This window comes from Enterococcus sp. DIV0236 (assembly GCF_050558525.1).
Classification (GTDB): Bacteria; Bacillota; Bacilli; order Lactobacillales; family Enterococcaceae; genus Enterococcus; species Enterococcus faecalis.
Genome location: NZ_CP187891.1, coordinates 2,451,025 through 2,469,737, shown reverse-complemented (window position 1 = coordinate 2,469,737; position 18,713 = coordinate 2,451,025). Strand labels below are relative to the sequence as shown.

The 18,713-nt window shown below is 34.3% G+C and carries 13 protein-coding genes; 7 read left to right on the top strand and 6 right to left on the bottom strand.

Annotated features, from left to right (window positions below; genetic code table 11):
- Nucleotides 1-11: 11 nt before the first annotated feature.
- Genes IGK27_RS11880 through IGK27_RS11870 form a run of 3 tightly spaced genes read right to left on the bottom strand, consistent with a single transcriptional unit; the run spans nucleotide 12 to nucleotide 3,826 of the window.
- A complete protein-coding gene (locus IGK27_RS11880) occupies nucleotides 12-1,436 on the bottom strand; it encodes a DUF1116 domain-containing protein (RefSeq protein ID WP_002406037.1) in 1,425 nt (474 codons plus the stop codon).
- A complete protein-coding gene (fdrA, locus tag IGK27_RS11875; RefSeq protein WP_010830681.1) occupies nucleotides 1,423-2,982 on the bottom strand; it encodes an acyl-CoA synthetase FdrA in 1,560 nt (519 codons plus the stop codon). Before fdrA ends, IGK27_RS11880 begins: the two co-directional genes overlap by 14 nt.
- The gene (locus IGK27_RS11870; protein WP_010830680.1) at nucleotides 2,960-3,826 is read right to left on the bottom strand and encodes a DUF2877 domain-containing protein; all 867 of its coding nucleotides are present in this window, start codon (nucleotides 3,824-3,826) and stop codon (nucleotides 2,960-2,962) included. The genes fdrA and IGK27_RS11870 overlap by 23 nt, the downstream gene beginning before the upstream one ends.
- Before the next feature lie 127 nt (nucleotides 3,827-3,953).
- Between IGK27_RS11870 and IGK27_RS11865 the strand changes: the two genes are divergently transcribed.
- From IGK27_RS11865 to pglX, 6 genes are all read left to right on the top strand, one after another.
- A complete protein-coding gene (locus tag IGK27_RS11865; RefSeq protein WP_025191610.1) occupies nucleotides 3,954-5,627 on the top strand; it encodes a PucR family transcriptional regulator in 1,674 nt (557 codons plus the stop codon).
- 33 nt (nucleotides 5,628-5,660) lie between these two features.
- Nucleotides 5,661-6,566, top strand: a complete 906-nt coding sequence (locus IGK27_RS11860; RefSeq protein ID WP_002397582.1) for an EcsC family protein — start codon at nucleotides 5,661-5,663, stop codon at nucleotides 6,564-6,566.
- Nucleotides 6,567-6,825: 259 nt separating this feature from the next.
- The gene (locus IGK27_RS11855; protein ID WP_002397583.1) at nucleotides 6,826-7,428 is read left to right on the top strand and encodes a DUF1819 family protein; all 603 of its coding nucleotides are present in this window, start codon (nucleotides 6,826-6,828) and stop codon (nucleotides 7,426-7,428) included.
- Nucleotides 7,429-7,431: 3 nt separating this feature from the next.
- Entirely contained in the window at nucleotides 7,432-8,022 is a 591-nt protein-coding gene (locus IGK27_RS11850; RefSeq protein ID WP_002397584.1) for a DUF1788 domain-containing protein, read from the top strand.
- Nucleotides 8,023-8,033: 11 nt separating this feature from the next.
- Nucleotides 8,034-11,699, top strand: coding sequence for a BREX system P-loop protein BrxC (gene brxC / locus IGK27_RS11845; RefSeq protein ID WP_010830678.1), 3,666 nt, complete (start codon nucleotides 8,034-8,036; stop codon nucleotides 11,697-11,699).
- 18 nt (nucleotides 11,700-11,717) lie between these two features.
- A complete protein-coding gene (gene pglX, locus IGK27_RS11840; protein ID WP_010830677.1) occupies nucleotides 11,718-14,411 on the top strand; it encodes a BREX-1 system adenine-specific DNA-methyltransferase PglX in 2,694 nt (897 codons plus the stop codon).
- A 552-nt stretch (nucleotides 14,412-14,963) separates the two neighbouring features.
- Here pglX and IGK27_RS11835 read toward each other — a convergent pair.
- The 3 genes from IGK27_RS11835 to IGK27_RS11825 all read right to left on the bottom strand — a co-directional run bounded on the left by IGK27_RS11835 (nucleotide 14,964) and on the right by IGK27_RS11825 (nucleotide 17,633).
- The gene (locus IGK27_RS11835; protein WP_051587273.1) at nucleotides 14,964-15,575 is read right to left on the bottom strand and encodes a hypothetical protein; all 612 of its coding nucleotides are present in this window, start codon (nucleotides 15,573-15,575) and stop codon (nucleotides 14,964-14,966) included.
- On the bottom strand, nucleotides 15,572-16,618 hold the full coding sequence (locus IGK27_RS11830; RefSeq protein ID WP_161634189.1) for an Eco57I restriction-modification methylase domain-containing protein: 1,047 nt from the start codon (nucleotides 16,616-16,618) through the stop codon (nucleotides 15,572-15,574). Before IGK27_RS11830 ends, IGK27_RS11835 begins: the two co-directional genes overlap by 4 nt.
- 79 nt (nucleotides 16,619-16,697) lie before the next feature.
- Nucleotides 16,698-17,633 carry a tyrosine-type recombinase/integrase gene (locus tag IGK27_RS11825; RefSeq protein WP_010830675.1) on the bottom strand — a complete coding sequence of 312 codons (936 nt, stop codon included), beginning with the start codon at nucleotides 17,631-17,633 and terminating at the stop codon, nucleotides 16,698-16,700.
- Between the two features lie 140 nt (nucleotides 17,634-17,773).
- Here IGK27_RS11825 and IGK27_RS11820 point away from each other — a divergent pair, with 140 nt between their 5' ends.
- Nucleotides 17,774-18,709, top strand: coding sequence for a hypothetical protein (locus IGK27_RS11820; RefSeq protein WP_002397590.1), 936 nt, complete (start codon nucleotides 17,774-17,776; stop codon nucleotides 18,707-18,709).
- The last annotated feature ends 4 nt before the right edge of the window (nucleotides 18,710-18,713 follow it).

The window sequence follows — 18,713 nt, the reverse complement described above, 5'->3', positions numbered from 1 at the left end:
AGTTTTTGAAATTAGTTTATTTTAGCTACTAAAGCTTTTAGTGCCTCGTTAAAGACATTTGCTGGCGGATTAGTCAATCCAGCGCCAATCATACCAATCCCCGGTTCTTTATGAGCAATAGCAGTATTAATGACAGGCAGCATCCCTGTTTCTAAGACTTTTAAGACATCGATGCCTGAAGGAATCCCCATAAAATCTAAAACAGGAATCGTGACATTGGGATTTTCTTTCGTAGTAATTTCCAGCATTTCTTTTGAATAATTCAATGCTTCTGCCACTGTTCCGCCAACTAATGGGACAATTGCTGGTGCAGCTGCCATGGCAAATCCGCCAACACCATACGTTTCTGTAATAGCACTATCGCCCATATCCAAACCAGCATCTTCTTGTGTGTAACCAGCAAACATCGGACCAATCACCCGTTGGGCAGGCCCCTTAAACCAGTGATTTCCACCAATCCCACTGACACGAATCCCAAATTCGACCCCGTTGCGACACATGGTGGTGACAATTGTACTATTCTCCACATTATGCCCAGCATCTAACGCACATTTAGCGGCGCCCATCCAAGTCGGACCAGAAAAATAGTCAGAACTGCCAAGAAATTCAAATACTTCTTTTAATTGTTCACGAGAAAAATCAGTTTGAACCATGTAAGGTGTTAATGCTTGGACTAACAACGTACTTCCAGCTACATTGCGATTATGACACTCATCGCCCATATGCAAGGCTTGCGAAAGCATTAAGCGTAAATCAATGCCTTCTGGACAAAAAGTCATGGCATCATGAAGTAATGGACCTAAAACATCGCGCATCCAAATCAGACGATTCACGACGGATTGATCATTTGCACCAAATCGTAAAACTTTCGCCAATTGTTCACTTAAATTAGTAAAAGCCGTGTTGCCGTACGTTTCATTTTTGATAATATGAACGTACATATTCGGAGAAGTCACGCCAGCCATAGAACCAACGGCATCATGTTCATGACAAGGAGAAAACGTAATTGCGCCAGAACGAGCAACCCGATCGGCATCAGCTAGATCTTTTGCTAATCCTTCAAAAACAAGCGCTCCTTGAACGGCACCTTTCATCGGTCCGCACATATTTTCATAAGTAATGGGTGGCCCAGCATGTAAAATGGTCGTTTCAGTCATATCGGGCATGACATTAATTGCTTTATCAAATCCTACTAAAATAGGTTTTGATTGAATAATGCGGGTAACCGCTTCTTCGTTGGCTTGTTGGATTTTTTCATAAAGTGTTGGATTTTTTAACTGATCCAATAATTTTAATAGCTCTGGGTCACCATTGGCTGGCGGTGCCCAATTTACTTGATGTGAAGGAATCCCTTGTTTTTTCATATCTTCATGAATAAAGTCAATGCCTACATTGATCGTATCTAAAGGCTGTTTAAAAAGATCATTTCTGCTCATGTTCGTTCGCTCCTTTTACAAAAGTTTTGGTGGCTTCGCAAAGTTGATGACTGCTGTCGACAACGAGAATCTCTAAATCTTCTAAAATTTTCCGCTGTTCATGAATATCTTGTGGATCTTCTTCGGTCCCTAAAACATAGCCAATAATGGCTAACTCACGACCATCTGCTTTCGCTATTGCTTTGGCTTCTTTTAACGCCTCTGCTAACACGCCAACAGGATTTTCGTGAGAACCATAACCTAATTCAAAATCTAACGCTAAAACTGCCACTTCAGGATCTTTGGCTTCTTGAAGAATGCGAGTAATCCGAGAAGTCGGATCGATCATTGGATGTGGGCGGCCTTCTGTGAAACGATCATCACCAAAATCAATCAATGTATGTGCTTGGCTGTGGTCAGGATTTGCTAATTGTCGTTCAGGAATTTTATGAATATTACTATAAACATCATCAGAGACTTCTGTTAAAGCATATAAAAGTTCATCACAAAGAGTGCCACCACAGAACAACCCACGAACAAATTTTTGAGAAGGGGCTTGTTGCTGTTGGATGGCTGTTAACGTTGCGCCTGTCGGATTTTGATAGAGGCTGGTTTCCGCTTCCTGTGTTTGACTAAATTGAATCACTTTTTGAACTGCATCCAGAGAAGAAGTAGCAAAAGTGACGTTGTCTATTTTTCGTTCCGTTTGTTCACTGCCGATAAAATAAATAACAACTGGTTTAGTTGAAACAGCTAATTTTTTTAAAATTTTTTCTGTTACTTCTGGAGCAGGCGGTTTAGAAATAAGCAAAATTGCCTTAGTTTGTTCGTCAGCCATTAAAGCATCCAGCCCGTCAAGCATCATCAGCCCACCAATTTCAGCAGACAAATCACGGCCACCAGTACCAATTAATTGTGAAATCCCATAACCATATTTATGGATTTGAACACTAACTTCTTGGCTGCCTGTACCAGAAGCGCCGACAATTCCAATATCTCCTGAACGTACCTCGTTAGCAAAACATAACCCGACGCCATTAATAATCGCTGTTCCACAATCAGGGCCCATCACAAACAGTTCTTTTTCGTGTGCTTTTTGTTTTAACGCTAATTCCTCGTCAACCGTCACGTTATCACTAAAGAGCATGACGTGTTTTTGCTGATCTAAAGCTTTATGCGCTTCTCGTGCAGCAAATTTTCCATTGACAGAAATTACAACTAAGTTGGCATCAGGCTCTTCATGAAGGGCTGAATCTAACGTCTTATAGGTTACTTCAGAAGAAGCGGTTTTCTTTTTCTTCGTAAATAACTCGTCGACTTGCTGTAAAATTTCTTCTGAGTTCGCTTGGTCATCAAGATCTAAAACAATTAATAAATCGCCCGTTGTAACATGATCCAAGGCGGGTGTATATAAACCAACATTCCGAATCACTTCAAGATTCATGTCGGTTCCCATCCCAATCATTGCGGTTTTAACTCCAGCCAGTTCATTGGCTCGTGTTGAAATGGTCATTAAAGTAACTGAATCAAAATAGGCGTTCTCTTTAATTACTGTTTGAATTGTCATGATTATTCTCCTCACAAAATAGTTTTAAACCAAAAATAATGCCGCAAAGTATGTCGCTTCCTGAAGTTGAGCCCACCTCCTCTAAAGCTGAAACCGCTTGAGCCATTTCGTTTGTATTTCCACTTTCAATTGATAAAAAAACACGCTGAACTAGCTGAGAAAACCGTTCGTTCACTGCTTCATGGATTTCCGCATAACTGACCGCATTCGTTCGTTCCTTGGCTAGCACAGCCAGCTGTTGGAAATTCGAGGGAAGCTGCTGTAAAGCAGAAAAACTAGCAAGTAATCCTGTGATAAAATCATCGCCAGTGGGGGTTAAACCAATCCCCAATCCCAAAATCTTCGTTAAACAAGCAAGAGCTATTTTAAAAGATTTTTGCTCCCAAGCCTGTTGAAAATGAATCATTTCTTTTTGAATCTGGGTCCGACTATAAGAATCAAAAAGAAAGGTTGACGGCGAAGCAGGAAAAAGCGCTTGCCAAGGATTGAAACGAGTTTGCTGAATATACGTTAAAAAAATAGCTATCTTTGTTTTACTGGGTGTTAAATAAAGTGGCGTTGGTTGCCAAATTTGGGCATCGGCTAGGGTTAATTGTCGTCGGCCTAACCGGATAAACAGGGGCTCAATTTGGACAGGTAAATCAGCGAAATGGCTAAGTTTTTTTTCATCGAGTATAATCGTGTTAGGTGCTATATGTTCGGGATGCGTTGAAATGGTCAAGAGAATTTCTTGGGTGTCTACATGACCATAATTAATAGCGTGCGTAAAACATTGCAAACTAGTCAATGTTTGATGAGGGAGTTTCGATAAAATCGTTTGGTCATAAGCTAAAATTTTTGTCATTCCAACGACCTCCTTTTTAATAGCGCTTTCACGATTTCATAATAAAAGAATCCAGCACGCTAAACAATTGCTAAAAATGACATTGATTTACAAGTTTGAATGGACAATTTGTACATTGGGAGGATAAATGATGTTAAAAGTGAGTGATTTATTAACGTTAGAAGAATTACCTGGCATTACCTTAGTGGCAGGACATAAAAATCAGGACCAACCGATTTTAAAAGTCAATATTTTAGAAAATCCTGATATTTTAGATTGGCTAACAGCAGGTGAGCTGCTGTTAACGACAGGGTACATATTTAAAGATGATCGGAAATTACAGAAAAATTTTTTGAAAGAACTAGCTAAACACCATTGTGCTGCCTTAGGATTTAAAACCCAACGTTATTTTGAAGAAGTTCCACCAGACCTAATCAAATTAGCAGATGAAATGAACGTTCCTATTTTAGCAATTCCTTACAATTACACCTTTTCGCAAATTGCTGACGTGTTGAAAAGTCGTGTCACGTTAGAACAATTTGACATGAATGCGCAAGAAACCGCATTGCATAATAAAATTTACCAAATCTTAGAAACGGGAAGTAGCAGTTTTCATTTGCTGCAGGATCTAGCAGAAACCATTCAAAATCCTGTCTTGTTATTGAATGACCACTTTGAAGGAGTTAATTTTTTTGACTTGCCTAAAAATCCAATTCGTATTTCTAGCATTTTAGAAGATAGACAAGAAACCTCAGAGTTCCAAAAACAATTACTGGAACAAAGTCATCCATTATTACGCTTTTATCAAGAACCGATTCATTTACAGTTGAAACTCCAGAACCAAGTGGTGCCAATTGAAATTTATCCAATTAAAAAGAAAAATGTTATTTTATATTATTTACTCGTCTGGAACACCTTGGCCCCATTACGACCAGTCGACGTGGCTCATTTTAAAATCACAGCTCATTACTTACTTTTACAATTGCAATTGGAATACTCACGGAAATTTGAAGAATACCAACAACGAAACGAATTATTTTTTAAGCTGATTGCGCATGAAAAGAGGGACCAAGCTGTTTTCCAACAATTTCAACAATATTATCGCTTGGCAATAGATAAGCCCTATGCGATTTTGCTAATTTCATTAACCTTAAATGAACGCCAAAGGCAAGAAAGAATGTCTATTTTAGGTAACCAGTTAAACCAAGTTATTTTAGGGGACAAACAAAAAATTGTTTGTATTGAAATTGACAGTTCCTTTGTCTTATTAGTTGAAAATCCACCTGAAAAAGAAGGCGATTATCTGAAAATGATGCAACGCCTAGCACAAAGTAGCATAAATCAGTTAATGAAAGTACAAGAAGATGTGGAACTTTTCCTAACAATAGGACCTAAGATTCAAGGTCTGACCCAGATTCATGAATCGTATCAACAAGCGATTGACGTTTTAGCCTTTCAACGCCAATTCGTTGCAGAAAAACCTGAAATGAGGATTGCTTCCTACGCGAATTTTCATTTTAGACAGACACTACAGCGTTATTTTTTAGAAGAAGGACAAGCAACTCTCAGAAAAAAATATCTTCAACCATTGCAGAAAAGTGATCAACAGCAACATACCGACTTTGTCCATACACTGAATGTCTATTTTCAATCAAAACGAAACTTGTCTCAAACAGCCAAAAAACTCTTTATTCATCGTAATACTTTATTACAGCGATTGGAGAAAATTGAACAGCTAGTGCTGTTGGATTTTGATAAGGAAGTGGACTTGTTGGCGCTGGAAGTGGCGTTGTTTTTGAAAGATAAAAGGAGTACACTGTAAGAGAATTTATGCGTAAAAATAGGAGGCCTACAGTTGGAAGAAGAAGTATTAGCGTTGAAAGTAGTGAATGAGTCGTTAAAATTACCTGGTGTCAAAGTGAATCGAAATGCTTTTTTGACAAAAATGTTTCAAGATAAAGTGGACAATGTACAAGAATTATTTGATGACGGACCAGAAAAAGTCTTATCAAAAAAAGAACTAGACCGAGCTGCCCAAAAATGTATTAACCAAGCAGTTATGCAGTCGAGCGCAATTTCATTTGCGACAGGAATTCCAGGTGGTCTGGCTATGGCAGCTACCATTCCCGCAGATATTGCGCAATTCTATGGCTATTCTTTGAAATTAGCGCAAGAAATTTCTTATATTTATGGCTACCATGATTTATGGAACAATCAAGATGAATTGACAGAAGAAGCCAAAAATACACTGATTTTATACTTAGGAATCATGTTAGGGGTAACGTCAGCTGGTTCGGTCGTTCGGATTTTGTCTAAACGTTTATCTATCCAAGCTGTAAAGAAAATCCCACAGAAGGCGCTAATGAAAACTTTCTATTATCCAATATTGAAAAAAATATTAGCTATTTTTGGGGCAAAATTAACAAAATCAACTTTTGCGAAAGGTGTTTCTAAAGCAATTCCCGTTTTAGGCGGCGTTGTTTCTGGTGGCATTAATTATGCCTCTATGAAACCAATGGCTATGAGGTTAAAAGATGAATTAAGTAAAAACATAGGCTATACTCAAGAAGATGCAGAAAAAGATCTAGAAATTTTAGAAGCCGATTTTGAAGTTATTTCAGAACAACCTGAAACAGAAACAGCCAAACATGCGGACGATATTTTTAGTAAACTAGAGAGAGCACATGCCTTATTTGAGAAAAAGATTTTGACAGAAGCCGAATATATAAAGCTAAAAGAAACGATTATACAAGAAGGATAATTTAATCAATAAAAAATGGAATCTTTTCAATAAAGATTCCATTTTTTATTGAAAAAGTTGGGGTAATTCATTACACTTACACTGAGGTACTGTGTAAGTTCAAAATTTCTATCTTTGGGAGTTAGACTCCATAAAAGTAATAGTTAGTTTTGAAAGAGGACAACATCTTGAAATCAGAAGTGAAGTAAAGATATTTAGCTCTACAGATAATCTCAGACAATAGAGATATCTGTAAACGTTACTAAAGGAGTAGAACAAGATGTCGAAAAAAATATATAGTGCAGGATTAGTCTCACAGCGATTCTGGTTTTATGAGACTAAAGAATATATAGAAATGCTCAATGAAGGTAAAACACATCAAGAAATAAAAAAATTAAGTGAAGAAATCAATATTTTTGGCGCTGCTAGTAGCAGTCGATCAAACGAAACATACAATGCTGCTAAGCGACGTATAAATGTATTAGGAAAAGAAATGCAAGAATTATTTCCTAATTTAAATATAGATAACCAAAAGATTGTTGTACTAATTTCAGTTTTATTATTGAATGATTTGATTCTGGAATTTATGTTAGAAGTTTATCAAGCTCAAATACAAAAAGGCATCTTAAAATTAACAACAACGGATTATAAACAGTTTTTCTCGGAGAAGCAAAGAACGAATGAAATAGTTGCTAGTTGGCAACCTTATACGTATAGTCGTTTAGGTAGTGCTTATAGGAACTATCTTCTTGAATCAGGATTAATTCGTGAAGATAAAGGGATAGAAATTATTACGCCAAAAATGGTGGATTCAAGAGTGTTATCGTGGTTAAAAGCTATCAATCGATTAGATATTGCTAAAGCGATAACGGGAGGAATTTGACAAATGAAAAAGAAAACAATAGAAGAGCGCTTTGATGTCCTGGAGCGGTTGCTAAAGTCGGATGATTTCCTAGCTAACAGAGGCCTAGGTAACGAGATTGGCTACTACATTTTCGATTATAGCCCCAAAAATGAGTTACTAGTTCGAGAATATATTAATCATTTAGAAGCAAAAAATTATCCAGCGAATGATGGCTACACACTTCAAGTATTCAATCTCTATGAAATTATGATGGAATTACTGGAATCGAAAAGATATATCGATATTATCGCTCAATGGGAGAAAAAACATGGAATTATGTTTGTAGCAACACGTATTAACCGTCTATTGAAAATGGAAGAATTTGATGATGCTGAAATGTATTTTACTGATTATATTAGACAACGAGTGAAAGATAATTCAGTAGTTATTTTAACTGGAATTGGTGAAATTTATCCACTAGTAAGGGCCCATTCTGTTTTAAACAAAATGCACCTTGTTTATACAAAACGTCCAGTTATCATGATGTACCCTGGCGAGTATGATCGATTACGCTTAACAATACTAGATACAAATCGTGATGCTAATTATTATAGAGCTTTCAGAATTGATTAGGAGAGTTGAAGATGAAAATTAATGATATGTTCCAAAAAGATATCCATCGAAATATTGAAGGAGTTATCACAGCTTCACAAGCTAGTGAAGAGCAAGTTTATCAAGAGTTGGATGAGTATGTAGTTACTAAAGAGTTACAAGGTCAGTTTAGAACGTTTTTTGATGCCTATAAACAAGGCATTAATGGTCATACTAGTAAAATGGGTGTTTGGATACAAGGTTTTTTTGGTTCAGGTAAATCACACTTCTTAAAAATTCTTTCTTATATTCTTGAAAATAAAGAAATAAATGGGAAAACAGCATTTGATTTTTTTACAGAGGGGGACGAATTAACTCGCAAGATTAAAGATCCAATGACAATTGCCGATATGGAACTAGCGGTTAAAACGCCAACAAACGTTATACTTTTCAACGTTGAATCTAAGCATCAAACAGGGATAGAGGGAAAAAATAGTCTAGTAAATGTATTCTTGAAAGTTTTTAATAATAGTCTAGGTTATTCCACTAATCCAAAAGTTGCTGATTTGGAACGTCGTTTAGATAAAGATGGAAAATATAATGAATTTAAAGAAGCTTTTAAAGCTGAACATGGACTTGATTGGATTAATGAACGTCATGAAGTGGACTTTATCCAAGATTCTATGGTGAATGCTCTGTCAAGTATCGGTTATATGACTGAAGATGCAGCAAAAACATGGTTTAATAAGCTAGAATCTGAATATATTATTAGTATCGAAGAATTTGCAGTGATGATTGAGGAGTACTTACAATCAAAAGGGAACAATGAGCATATTGTTTTTTTAGTTGATGAAATTGGGCAGTATATAGGTGGAAACAGTGATTTAACATTGCAATTGCAAACAATAGTTGAAGAGTTGGGCAATAAATCACGTGGTAAGGCATGGGTGATTGTAACAAGTCAACAAGCTATTGATGCAATTACAGACATTGCTGGCTCAGCAGCTTTAGATTTTTCAAAAATTAAAGGTCGTTTCGAAACAACCTTATCATTATCTTCTGCTAATGCCGATGAAGTGATCCAAAAACGTATTCTCGCAAAAAATATTTCAGGACAACAATACTTAGAAGCAGATTATCCTAATCACGAAAGTAACATCAAATCGATGCTAATATTTGAAGATAGTCCTGAACTAAAATTATACAACTCTGCTAAAAATTATGCAGATGTTTATCCATTTGTTCCATATCAATTCAATTTGTTAGCGAATATCCTGACACAGGTTTCAAAACATTCAATTCAAGGAGCTAATCTATCTCGTGGGGAAAGATCACTACTTGCGTTCTTTAAAGAAACAGCGGAGCGAAATGCGGATAATGACAGCGGTGTGTTAGTATCTTTAGATCAATTTTATCCTTCTTTAGAAAAATGGCTAAATGAAACAGAAAATGCTAAAGTTATTAAACAAGCAGAAGAAAATACAAACATTGTCTCAGACGGAAAAGACTTATTTAATGTAGAAGTACTAAAAGTGTTATTTATGATTAAATACGTAGATCAAAATATTAAACCAACATTGAATAACATTACAAACTTAATGGTTCGACGTGTAAACGAAGATAAATTAGCTCTTCGCAAGAGAGTAGAATTAGCCTTGAAAATATTGATAAAAGAAAATTTAATTCGTCAAAATTTACAAAATTATGTATTTCAAACAGATGAAGAGCAAGAGGTAACACGGTTAATCAATCATATTGATTTAAGTGCTACAGACGTTGAGGATAGGTTAGCTCGAGATATTTTAGATGATAAAGTTGGTCGTAATTCATTTTCTTATAAAAATGCAAATGCTTCAGGACGTGCATTTGAAAATCGCTATAATTTTATGTATAACTTTTACGTTGATGATTATGCTTATCGCAAAAATAATAATCCGAATTTAGAAGTAAAAATTATCACACCATATTATAATGAATTGTGGAATAATGAGCCACAATTAATTTTAACAAGTACGAAGAATCAAATGCTGATAAATCTTCCAGTAGATACAGAATTTATGAATCATGTTCAAACTTATCTTAAGGTAGAAAAATATATTACAACGGCGAATGTTTCAAGTGCAATTAAGAATTTCGCGGCGGTAAAAGCCGAAAAAACAGCTGAAAATCAAGAACTAGTGGAATCAATTAATTCTCAATTAAACGATTTTTTGAAACAAGCGACCTTCTATTTTAATAACAGTAAGTTAGAGGTTTCTGGATCCGATTTCAAAGTGAGACTGAATGATGCGTTGCAGCAAATGGCAAAGCTAGTCTATCATAAAAATGATTTGGTGGATGCTGCTGTTTCCGAATCAGACATTAATAGTTTGTTGAAAGATAATGGTACGACTCTTGTAGCATATACAGAAAATCAAAATGTTGTCGATGATGTAAAACGATTCATTCAATTACAACACAACCAAAATCTCACAGTTACAATGAAAACGTTGCGAGATAATTATGTTAATCGTGAACCATATGGTTTCATAAATGAAGATTTAGAATGGGCTATTGCCAGATTGTTTAAAGAAGGAAGTATTAGTTTATTTAAAAATGGCATTCCATTAGATACTAACTCTGATATAAATGAGATTTCAAAAGCAATATTTGATCGTAAATCTCCAGAAAAAATTCGTGTTGAACTACGTCCGAAATCAAATGATCTCCAGAAAAAAATGGTGCGCAATTTGGGAGAAGAACTGTTTAATAGTCGGAATATTGTTGATGAAACAAATGATGATACAACACGTATACGCTTTAATGAAAAAGCACAATACATGGTTCGTGAGTTACAACGTTTTAAAGATACTTCAGGGCATCATTATCCTCAATCTGACGAAATTGTGGAAGCCATTAAAGTATTGGATCAGGTAATAAATGCAAGAGATACAAAATCATTTTTTGAAGTATTACAAAATAGAGAAGAGGAGTTATTGGACTGGGCTGAGGATTACGAAGACATCCATAGTTTTCATACAAGTTCTCAGAAAAGCATCTGGGATAAAACGAGAGATTACATCGGTCGCATAGAAGATAGTAAAATCAAAGAATCTACAGAAGAAATGAATACAATTATTTCTGAGATGAAATCTATTAGAAAACAAGCGGCACCCTATAAAGATATTCCGAGATTAAGTGAACTGAATAGTAAATTTGAAATAGAGTACATGAAATTTATGGAAGCTAAGTCTGATAAGGCGACTAGTCAGATAAATGTCATTAAAGAATCAGTATTAGAAGATTTGCTCCGTCGTAATTTTGGAGATGACTTTAGAAATGACGTAATCAAAGAATTTGATAAATTAAATGATGAATTGTCAACTGCAAAAACGTTTGATGAGATCATATTAATTCAAGCGCAAGCTGAACCTTTACAGCGAAAATTCACAGCTAAATTTACAACTGAGGAAAATTATCGTCGTGAAGAAGAGGCCAAAAAAATCAGTATAGCCATCAGCAATAACTGTGATGAGGATACCAACTCTATGGCAGATAAAATACCTGACGTAATAGCTGTAACACCGGTTAAGAAAGTTGAAAATGTTTATGTAAAAGAATTAATCAGTTCTCGTCAACGGATTAAATCGGAAGAAGACATTGATCTCTTCGTGAATAAACTAAAACAAGAATTATTAGCAAAATTAAATGATGATAATGAACTAGACATTTTATTGTAAGCGATAGGAGCCTTATAAATGGACAAAAAAGCAATTAAAAAATTCGCCATGGAATCTCGTGTAAAACTTCGTGAGGGAGTTATCAATAAGCTGACTAAGCTAGGCATAACTGAAAGTAATATCGAACCTGTCACAGAATTAGGGAATGACACAATTACAATCTCTTCAAGTAAACAACGTTACACAGGAAAAGATGTAATAAATCGTACAAAGTTAGTAGAAGCATTAAAGGCAAGAGAGAAACAACTTGACTTAGGCGAAAAGAAAAGTAAAGCGATTGCGTTTGATAATTTGGTTGAAGAGGTAGCGTATACGTGGTTTAACCGTTTAATTGCAATTCGTTTCATGGAAGTCAACAATTATTTGCCAGAACGACAACGTATCTTATCAAGCGAATCTGGCATTCGTGAACCAGATATCATTACGAATCTTTTAAGTTCAAACTTATATGCAGAAATGGATCCTGCTACAAAAAGTCGAGTAGTGGATTTAATGTCAGATAACTCAGCAGCTGCTGTAGACGAACTTTATCAATTAGTATTTATTAAACAATGCAATAGTTTGAATCAGTTACTGCCAGACCTTTTTGAAAAAATTGACGACTATACTGAGCTTTTGTTTACAATTTCTTATATTGATGAAAATGGTGTCATTGCAAGCTTACTATCAATCCCAGAAGAAGACTTTGACGTCAGTAAAGAAGGACAAGTCGAAATTATTGGTTGGATGTATCAATACTACAATACTGAGCCGAAAGCTGAGGCAATGAAAGCGCAGAAGAAACGGAAAAGCCGTGCAGATGAAATTCCTGCGCTAACTCAATTGTTTACGCCCGATTGGATTGTGAGATATATGGTTGAAAATTCACTTGGACGTTATTATATTGATCAAAAACTAGCAATTCCTACTGAAACACGTACAGAAAAAGAAATTGCAGATGAATTTGGTTGGAAATACTATTTACCAACAGCAGAACAACCCGAGAATGTACAATTACAAATTCAAGATGAACGTAAAGATAAAAATGTTATCGCTCTACAAGAGATAAAACTTATTGATCCATCAATGGGAAGCGGACATATACTTGTTTATGCCTTTGATGTGCTGATTCAGCTTTATGTAGCAGAAGGGTTTCGAGAACGAGATGCGGCTGTGTCAATTTTAACGAATAACCTGTATGGGTTAGATATAGATAAGAGAGCCTTTCAATTAACCTACTTTGCTTTAATTATGAAGGGTCGTCAATATTCTCGGCGTATTTTGTCTAAAGGTATTAAGCCTAATGTTTATGCAATCCCAAACAACTTAGAAATTAGCGAAGCAGAATTACAACTTTTACACATAGATTTTCCAAACGAACAAAAAGCCCAAGAAGATTTATTACAGTTAATTAATAGCTTCAAAAACGGTGCAGATTTAGGTTCATTGATAGAATTTAAGGATATCGATTTCGAAAACTTGAAAGTGGGATTTGGTAACGGTTCTATAACGTTCTTTGACCAAATGATTAATGAAATGATACATGTCGGAGAATTATTGCAACAGAAATATGACGTTGGAATTACAAACCCACCTTATATGGGTAGTTCTGGAATGAACAAAAATTTGTCTAATTTTATAAAAAAAGCTTACCCTGATAGCAAGAGTGACCTTTTTGGTGTATTTATTGAGCGACTTAAAAAAATGATAAAATCCTCTGGGTACTATTCTATGATTACGCAACATGCTTGGATGTTCTTATCAAGTTTTGAAAAATTACGTCATAAAATTAATCAACAAACCATTATCAACATGATTCATTTGGGAACGCGTGCATTTGAAGAAATTGGTGGTGAAGTTGTTCAGACTACTGCATTTATAATGTCCCCTCTTGAACATAAAGGACATGTTGGAAGTTATTTAAGACTTGTCGATTTTGTTAATCATGAACTAAAAGAAACAAAGTCGCTCGAAGCAATCGAAAAGAGAAACGTTGATTATCTTTACCAAACCGTTCAAGATAATTTTGCTAAAATCCCGGGTCAACCAATTTCGTATTGGGCAAGCGAAAATCTTGTTAAAACTTTTAATTATAATTTATTGTTCAATACATTAATTACACGAGAAGGGATGGCCACAGCTGATAATCTATCTTTCTTAAGATATTGGTCTGAAATCAACTTTGATAAAATTGGAATTCTTCAAAAAGAATTTACTCAAGAATATAAATGGTATCCATATAACAAGGGAGGATCTTATAGGAAATGGGATGCTAGACAAGAATTGGTTGTAAATTGGGAAAATGATGGTGAAGAAATAAAAAATAATGTAGACAAAAAAACAGGACGAGTTCGTTCACATAATTATAATGGAGAATTTGCCTTAAAGTCAGGATTAACATGGAGTTCTTTAACATCAGGTAACTTTTCAGCACGTTATTCACCAATTGGATATATGTTTGATTCGAAGGGCGCAATGGGCTTTAAAAAAGATGGTTCCGAAATCCATACTACATTAGGTCTGCTAAATTCTGTAGTGGCTGCTGCATATCTGAAGCTATTTTCACCCACGCTTGATTTTAAAGTTGGAGATATTATTTTAATTCCAGAACTGAATACAAACAAAAAAAAAGATACAATCACTCTTAGTGTACAAAATTGTATCGATTTAACTCACTCTTCATATGAAAAATATGAAACAAACTGGGACTTTAAAGAACATCCATTAATATAGAGAATAAATAAACTAGAAAATTGATAGGTGTTTCAATTTAAATAGATTGAAATTTTCTAGTTTATTTTTTTATAAAAGACTAGATATATATATGCTCTGAGAAGTGAGGTAGAAGATATTAAGTGTGCCAAAAATGAGTGGAAACGATAAAAATGGTATCCATGTGTAATTTCAACAAATCGTTATACAGGAGTCGTTTCTATGTCTAACCTTGATAGTATCCTTCTTTTCAAAAATTCCGAAATATATGTTCACCAAAAGTGAAAAATTAGGGCGGGGAAATACTCTATAAAGATTTTAATTATTGGCCTGCATTTTTAGTTTAGATTATAAAAATATTTATCTGAATATGATTATAAATTCTCCGAATGAATCGAGTGGTTAACTTTAAAAATTATATCATTACTTGTATCCATGTTGAGTAATGAAAAGTAAAGCCAAAGTATTTCATTAGAATTTTGCAATTCCTAATATATTTTTAATCAAATCCTATTATTTCATAAAAAAATTATATTTTGTCGATTTAAAAACCACTTAAGCTACCATTTTCAGTTAAATTAATGAATGTTTTTTAAAATCCCATGATGTTTCTGAAGAATCCCAGTCTTCGGCACACATAGATATGTTTGATTCAACTAAATTTTTAATTTTAGACATTCTTAAATTATCTGTTAGATAAGGCATTCTAACAATATCGGCAATTTGTAGGTTAATTGTTGGACTAAGAATTTTAAGAATTTTTTGTGCAGGCTTGCTATTCATCAAACCGATAATTTCTTTTCTAAATTCTTCATCCCCAAACATCCCTGGTCCCCCAGAGTCATAAATATAACCTCTAGGTATCCACCTCATGCTGAATGGTCCTGATGTAATGTAAGAGAATCCAATAGACGGTTTGAAATAGTAAGGGATATTTACAATAGTACGAGTATACGATTTATTAATAGTTTTAGCAAAATTTATAACGTTTTCACCTCCATTTTCCCAATCAATTAAATACTCATTAAACCCATACCACTTTCTATAACCTCCACCTTTACTGTAAGGAAACCACTTTGCTTTAGATTCCGAAGCTTCTTTTTGATTTTTTGCGTTATAAACAATATCAATTTGATTTACTTCTGCCCAATAACGAAGAAATCTGTTGTTATTCGAAGTGGTCATACCTCTTTTAATATCCAGTAACTCACCAAGTGGCTGTCCTTTAAAAAAACAGAAAATATATTTTCGCTTACCCAAAACGATATAGGACTACCAGGGATTTTGGTGAAATTATTTTGGTTTGTTTGAAATAAATAATTTACATTTGGATTTCTGATACCTTCAAGAACTTTTTCTTTTTGTACATTCATACCACCTCGAAAATCAGATAGCTTGAAGTAGTTTCCTATAGGTTCTGATTTTGCATTTTTGATAGTAAAACAACAAACTGGAACGGTTGCCTCTTCGAATGCAGAGTATTCCATTTGCACTAAACTAGAAATATTTTTATTAGCAATTAAGAAGTCACGCAGTTCTTCATAAGACTTTATAAACATCCAGACAAATGGGGTCATAAATCCAGCATAGCCACCATCCGTAAGCATTTGACTATTCATCTTTATGAAGACTGAGAACAAGTCTGTTTTTACTTCAGGATAATTATCTTTAACATATTTACTAAGAACGGCGCTCATTTTATTCAAATATGGAGGGTTAGTTACAACCGCTGTATATCTAAAAGAAAGAACTTCTACAATATTTAAAATATGATTTACTTTTTCATGTGCTTCTGGAAGCTGATAAAGAATATCCATATTTGAAAAGTCTTCAAATGCACCAGTAAGTTGTCTAAGTTCATCGATTTCAGATTGGCTTATATTCTGAATGTTTAAGACAGAACCTAATTCAGTTGCATGTAAAAACATATCTAAAACTAATTTTAAGAGATTACTTTTTTCAATAAACTCATCACTAGGAAGGCTTGAAATTTCTTCTAATCGCTCAAAGTATTCGTTAGGAATATCATCTGAATCAATAAATTGATGTAAATGTAATTTTACATTCTTAGTTAAAATACGACGACTATATTCGCGCCCTTTCATCATAATGGCAAAGTAAGCTAACTGATATGAACGCTTATCGATTTCAAGTCCGAATAAGTTATTAATTAAAATACTCTCTGCTGCATCACGTTCACGGAATCCTTCTGCAACATATAACTGCATAAACACATCAAAAGCATAAACTAATACGTGGCCCGAACCCATAGCGTTGTCTAAAAGTTTTATCTCTTGTAGAGCGAAACTAGATACTAAGTGCCTGATTCATAATTTTCATGATTAACCTTGTTTCTCTTTCTTCCATTTCTTTAATGACATGTAAGTATACACTTTGTGTGGTTGTCACATCTTTGTGTCCAAGTCGTCGACTTACACTTAGGATATTAACACCTTTAAAAAGGAGAATCGATGCATGGGTATGTCTTAATCCATGAAAAGAAATAGAAGAAAGTTTAAGTTTTTGACATGCTTTTTCAAGGTGTCTATTGATAGTAGCACTGACAGGTAACTTCTCATTATCATCTGCACAAATTTTGTCATCTCCTCTAAACCTTCTAAAGCGGATAACTTTTTTAATCACCTTTAAAGTTTTTGTATCAACATCCACAGTTCGTACGGAACTAGCATTCTTTGTTTCTTTAAATCCTGTACGATATTTGTAGTCCCAAGTTTTGTTAACAGAGATCAACTTATGTTTGAAATCAATATCTGCAACAGTGATCCCCAAAACTTTAGCAAAACGCAATCCAGTCATCGCTGATAAATAAATAATAAAGTTATTTGGATTCAGTGGTTGACTTCTGGTGTAGTGAATTAATTTTTGCCATTCAGAGTAGGAGTGATACATTACTTTTGCTTTCTTTTTTTCACGTCCTGTTATAATTGCTTTTCTTGTGAAATCAGTGTCAATAATTCCTTCTTCCACAGCATCTAAAATAGCTGCTCGAATTTGTTTATGGAATCCTGAAGTTGTTCTTTTGGCATGATTTTTAGCAAAATCATTTAACCCTTTTTGATACCGATGGCGAGTTATCTCTTTAAGTTTAATATTTCCAAAATATGTGTAGATATGTTTATGTGAATTTCTATATTTCACATAAGTGACTGAAGTAACAGCAGGTTTTTTAAAGGTTTCCATCCATTGTTGAAAGTAATCAGCCAGTGTTAAAGTTGTAGTCATAAATTCTTTCCTTTCATATTTTCTATTTTTTGTACTTACTACTTATATTACTTTATTAAAGGAAAGAATTTTGATTAGTAATGCAAATATTGAGAAAAAACGGTATAATATAGCTTAAAAGTACACTGGAGGGTTGCAACTTGGCTATATTAATTAAAGATAAATTTGAAGCTTGGCAAAAGGAAGCCCAGGATCGTTTTGATCAGTTGAAAGCAAATGAAGAAGAATTAAATAAAATTTTTATTGAACTTTATGGATTACAAGATGAACTAGATTACCACGTTGATGATAAAGAAGTTTCAGTATCCTTAGCAGATAGAGAACGCGATATCAAGTCACTTATTAGCTATGCAGTTGGCTGTATGTTCGGACGCTATTCATTGGATGAAGAAGGATTGATATTTGCAGGTGGAGAATTTGATATGTCACGTTATAAAAAATTTAAACCTGATGAAGATAATATTCTACTGATTACAGATAATGAATATTTTCAATCTGATGAAAGCGACATTATGACAAGATTTGTAGAGTTTATTACGGTTGTTTATGGAAAAGAAACACTTGAAGAAAATCTTGATTATATTGCCGATGTGTTGCCAGGAAGTGGAAAAAGTCGAGATAAGATACGTAAATACTTTATGTCAAAATTTTTTACAGATCATATGGCAACTTATAAAAAGCGCCCGATTTATTGGCAATTTGATTCAGGAAAAGCGAATGGTTTTAAAGCGCTAATGTATTTACATCGGTTTGATGAAAATTTATTAGGACAGCTTCGCACAGAATATGTTACAAAATTAAGTCAAGCTTATAATTCTCGTATTGAACTACGTGAAAGTCAAAAGATGTCGACTACGAATGCTGGAGAAGTCACTCGTTATGAAAAAGAAATTCAAAAAATCAAGAAACAGTTAAAAGAACTTCAAGAGTTTGATGAAAAATTAGGGCATTTAGCGCTAAAGAAAGTTTCTCTTGATTTAGATGATGGAGTGATTGTAAATTATGATAAGTTACAACGTGATCCAGATACAGGTGAAAAATTCTTGATTTTAACCAAAGGTGTTAAAGAACCTTAAGGAG

Coding starts and splice junctions, on each gene's coding strand:
- IGK27_RS11880 (WP_002406037.1), bottom strand. CDS start 1,436: ATGAGCAGAAATGATCTTTTTAAACAGCCTTTAGATACGATCAATGTA.
- fdrA (WP_010830681.1), bottom strand. CDS start 2,982: ATGACAATTCAAACAGTAATTAAAGAGAACGCCTATTTTGATTCAGTT.
- IGK27_RS11870 (WP_010830680.1), bottom strand. CDS start 3,826: ATGACAAAAATTTTAGCTTATGACCAAACGATTTTATCGAAACTCCCT.
- IGK27_RS11865 (WP_025191610.1), top strand. CDS start 3,954: ATGATGTTAAAAGTGAGTGATTTATTAACGTTAGAAGAATTACCTGGC.
- IGK27_RS11855 (WP_002397583.1), top strand. CDS start 6,826: ATGTCGAAAAAAATATATAGTGCAGGATTAGTCTCACAGCGATTCTGG.
- IGK27_RS11850 (WP_002397584.1), top strand. CDS start 7,432: ATGAAAAAGAAAACAATAGAAGAGCGCTTTGATGTCCTGGAGCGGTTG.
- brxC (WP_010830678.1), top strand. CDS start 8,034: ATGAAAATTAATGATATGTTCCAAAAAGATATCCATCGAAATATTGAA.
- pglX (WP_010830677.1), top strand. CDS start 11,718: ATGGACAAAAAAGCAATTAAAAAATTCGCCATGGAATCTCGTGTAAAA.
- IGK27_RS11835 (WP_051587273.1), bottom strand. CDS start 15,575: ATGACCACTTCGAATAACAACAGATTTCTTCGTTATTGGGCAGAAGTA.
- IGK27_RS11830 (WP_161634189.1), bottom strand. CDS start 16,618: ATGCAGTTATATGTTGCAGAAGGATTCCGTGAACGTGATGCAGCAGAG.
- IGK27_RS11825 (WP_010830675.1), bottom strand. CDS start 17,633: ATGACTACAACTTTAACACTGGCTGATTACTTTCAACAATGGATGGAA.